The sequence below is a fragment of the Pseudoalteromonas prydzensis genome, from assembly GCF_011050055.1.
In the GTDB taxonomy this organism is placed as follows: domain Bacteria; phylum Pseudomonadota; class Gammaproteobacteria; order Enterobacterales; family Alteromonadaceae; genus Pseudoalteromonas; species Pseudoalteromonas prydzensis_A.
This window is the reverse complement of the sequence record NZ_DRGM01000067.1, coordinates 1-4,145: the sequence shown is the minus strand read 5'-3', so window position 1 is coordinate 4,145 and position 4,145 is coordinate 1. Positions and strand designations below refer to the sequence as shown.

Annotated in this window: 3 protein-coding genes and 1 pseudogene; 1 reads left to right on the top strand and 3 read right to left on the bottom strand. The window is 39.4% G+C overall.

Going from position 1 to position 4,145, the window contains the following annotated elements:
• A partial coding sequence (locus ENH88_RS06175) for a carbohydrate-binding protein (protein ID WP_349768645.1) occupies window positions 1-450 on the bottom strand: 450 nt, incomplete at its 3' end.
• Between the two features lie 218 nt (window positions 451-668).
• Window positions 669-821 carry a hypothetical protein gene (locus ENH88_RS06170; RefSeq protein ID WP_304180722.1) on the bottom strand — a complete coding sequence of 51 codons (153 nt, stop codon included), beginning with the start codon at window positions 819-821 and terminating at the stop codon, window positions 669-671.
• A gap of 325 nt (window positions 822-1,146) precedes the next feature.
• On the opposite strand from ENH88_RS06170, the gene ENH88_RS06165 reads away from it, so the two are divergent.
• Complete coding sequence (locus tag ENH88_RS06165; RefSeq protein ID WP_304180719.1) at window positions 1,147-3,246, top strand: TonB-dependent siderophore receptor; 2,100 nt, start codon at window positions 1,147-1,149, stop codon at window positions 3,244-3,246.
• Between the two features lie 316 nt (window positions 3,247-3,562).
• Here ENH88_RS06165 and ENH88_RS06160 read toward each other — a convergent pair.
• Window positions 3,563-4,145 (bottom strand): annotated as a pseudogene (locus ENH88_RS06160) (hypothetical protein); the annotation flags it as partial.

Here is a 4,145-nt window from a genome sequence, read left to right as displayed (position 1 = left end):
GTCGTCAGGGTGTTCAGGTGGTAGCTCTGGGGTTAGGTAAAATAAATCTTTAATTTTTTGCCAACTACTGTGGGGGGCGGGTTCGTTATTCTCATTCCAATAGCGGGCAAGGAAGTAGTCAGTACCGTGTTTTACAAGGCTGCCAGCTTGATACACTTTGTTTGCTTGCCATTTTTCTATCACGGTATTTTGCAGCCAGATCCAGCCATCCCAATGTGGCAGGTTTTCGATCGGCTCAATACCTTTAACCCAAAAAGCGGCAATAAATAAGCTGTTGTTGTGAGTGACGACATCACCAGCTACATAGACAGAGCCGGCATTCCATTGTGGGTGGTTTGGTTGAATATCAGTTAAATCGGTATTTTTTGATTTTGAGTTAAGCTGAAAAATATTTGTCGCGTAAGCATGCGAACAAAAAAGTAACCAAGCAATAATGATGAGTTTAGTCATTGCAAATTCCTTTTGAATGATGTTGAGTTATTTTTTAAATTAAGTTCACTTTTTAGGTAAATGCAAGTGGAAAGTATTGAATATTATTACTGACTGTTATGAGGCGTTATAGTTGTAACTGATGAGGGCTAAACGCAGGGTTGGTATCAGATCTTGGCTAAATACAGCACCTGACCACAGCATTTCTTTGCAGTATGACTAACGAGCTTTTTTAATTATTACTCTGCGGCATGGGGCAATACAAATGAGAGTGTTGCTACGCCAGCATCATTGCTTATAACAGGCTTTTGAGCAGGGTCATTCACTAAGTCATTGATTACTTCGGCACTTTGTACTGCTTTGCCATTGCAGGTTATGCGGTAGTTCACCATTGTATCTTTCTGATCTGAAAATACGTTGCCTATAGATAAAATTTGTAATTGCTGATTTTTAAGTTTAGGGACTTCTGCCAGTGTGCCACGTAGGCAGCTAATGTAATGCAGGCTAGCTTAATATGTTCATTTTTTTCTAAATTGTAATTTAATAACTTTGTAATATTTGTTTTGACTGGGGTAGCGTTTTTTGTCTCGTTTGTATAGAATTCTAAATGATAATTATTATTGCCTACATATTCAAATGCTTGCCTAGTAGGTTAAATTAAAAAAATTTTGAGCACAAACTTAATTGATTAAGTCACGCTAATACCTAAGAGATAGAATGAATACAATTAAACGAAACCACATATCAGTCCTTTCAATTGCTGTAAGTGCAATTTTAGCACCTTCTGTATACGCAGCTACAGCGTCACCAAGCATAGAAAAAATAGCTGTTTCGGGTGTTAGGCAAGCTTTTCGCGGCGATGTACCTTTAAGCGAACAACCGCAAAGCATAGAGTTTATATCCGCTGAAAAGCTTAATGATGCAGGGGTAACCACACTAGCAGATATGTTCGATTTAACGCCGAGTATTTCTGAACAAAATGATTTTGGCGGGTTATGGGAAAGTTTTGCAATACGTGGTTTAGTGGGCGATGAAAGCATTCCATCAGGCTTTTTAATTAATGGCTTTTCATCAGGTCGAAGCTTTAGTGGCACCCGCGATACCAGTAATATTGATTATGTAGAAGTGATGAAAGGCCCAGGCTCTGCACTTTATGGCCGCTCTGAGCCAGGCGGTACTATTAACATTATTACTAAAAAGCCGCAGTTTGAAGAGCAAGGTTCTTTGAAAGTATCTGCTGGTAGTTGGCAAAGTTATCGCGGTGAAGGTGACTACACTAACGCAATTTCAGATCAACTCGCTTTTAGAATAAACGGCGCGATTGAAGAAAGCGAAAGCTTTAGAGACTACCACGAAGATAAAAAAACGGTGATAACGCCTTCAATACTTTGGTTAATCTCCGACACAACAAAGTTAAATTATGAACTTGAGTATGTTGATCAAAGCGTTACGTTTGACCGTGGGATTGTCGCAGTAGGCGGGAAGATAGATGCATTACCCATTGAGACTTTTTTAGGTGAGCCAAGTGATAAACCGACTGAGGTTGATGCTATTTCTCACCAACTAACGTTTGAGCATCAAATTGGACAGTGGTCACTTTTAAATGGTTTTAGCTATAGCGATTCGAAATTTATAAGCGAATCGAGCGATGCAGAATTAGCCCCTAGCAGGCAGGTTTATTTTACTGATGGCGAAACCTTAAGTAGACAACATAACCAGCGTGATTTTCAAACTAAAAATATCTCTGCGCGTATTGAGCTCAGTGGCAGTATCAGCGCGGCTGGCTTTACCCATCATTTATTAATAGGTGGGGACGCTAGCAAGTTTGATTTTGATAAACTTTGGTACAGATACCGTCCCACGCTTGAAGATACGCGCTATGCAATCAATATGTATAACCCAGTGTATGGGCAAACCGCACCCGAAGGTTCACTTTTATACAACAGCACTGAAATACAGCATAGTTATGGGCTTTATATTCAAGATCAAATCGACATCACTGAGCAATGGAAAATGCAAGTGGGCGGCCGTTATGATTGGTTTGATCAGCAAATAGATAATCACATCAATCAAAGTCAGTCTAAGAGCGACCAAAGTACATTTAGCCCACGGGTGGGTTTAGTGTATGCCTACTCAGACGATATACAATATTACACCAGTTACTCTGAAGGTTTTCGGCCAAACAGCGGCTACGATATAAATGGTGATGCGTTTGAGCCGGAATCAACAAGCTCTTTTGAGGCGGGTATTAAATTTAGTACAGATGCTGTAAGTGGTAGCTTTACAGTATTTAGCGCCGAAAAAAGCAATATGCTGACCACTGACTTGCAGGCAGGTGTATCAACGGCGTTAGGTGAAGTAACAAGCGAGGGAATTGAGTTTGATTTACACGGCGATATTACAGACCATACCTCATTTGACTTTGCTTACACTTACACCGATGCCAAAACGGCAAACGACACCGTTAATACCGATTGGTGGGTAAAACTGCCAAAAGGTAGCCCATTACTAAATATTCCTAAACACAGTGCAAATGCGCGCCTTAAAAGAGAGTTAAATGACTTAAATGCGACAATCGGTGTGGCTGTTCAATATGAAGGTGAGCGTTTAGGTGAAACCATCGATCCTACGTATTATTTGCCTTCATATACGCTGGTGAACCTGTTTGCTAATTACCACGTAAATGACGATGTAAGTATACAGTTGAACATCAATAACGTACTGGATAAAGAATATTATGCAAACTCTTATTCAGCAATTTGGACTCAACCAGGTGAGCCGGTAAATTATAAGCTGAGCTTAAAATATAGCTTTTAATTTATCTTAAAAAGCCCATTTAGCCGTAGGTCGGGCTTTAGCCCGAAAAGTTGTATAGGTATGGTTAATCGTATTTTATTAAACTCGCTAACTCTGTATTTAACTTTTGTCGGGATAAATTCACGACCTACATTAAAAACCTGCCATGAAATGAATTACTCATCAATTGCTTATTTTCAGGGCGTGATGACGGGGGAGGGGTGTTAAACGTGAGATTGGTGTTTGTCTTAGCAAGATGAAATACTTGACCCTATGAATTCGCGCGTCAGTCATCATTTAATGCCAATGTCAGTCTAGTTGAACTAATGGGCGACTCTTACTCCTTCACTTTAAGGATTTTGCAGTCTCTATCAGCACCGCGATGAAAATCGTCATCCCAAGCAATATAGTCACTAATTTTATTTTGGCTTTTTCGGTTCGCATAAGCTCTTTCTATTGTATTAAAGTATAAAACTTCGGGTTCTCTAAAATCTGGTTGTGAATTTTGTAAATATCGAACACAGTAACTGATGTTAATCATATCTAAAATAATCTGCTTACCGATCTCAGCATCTAAATTTGGTATACGACCTTGTTCAATATCAATAACGAGTTGCAATGTTGAAGCTGCGCCTAAACTAAAGGTGATGAGCTGCGGAGAATCAAACTTTTCATACATATAGCGCTCATAATCATCACGAATACCGTTATCATTTTGATCAACCCCGTCTAACGTTTTATAGTCGTCAGGGTGTTCAGGTGGTAGCTCTGGGGTTAGGTAAAATAAATCTTTAATTTTTTGCCAACTACTGTGGGGGGCAGGTTCAACATTGCAACTCGTTATTGATATTGAACAAGGTCGTATACCAAATTTAGATGCTGAGATCGGTAAGCAGATTATTTTAGATATGATTAACATC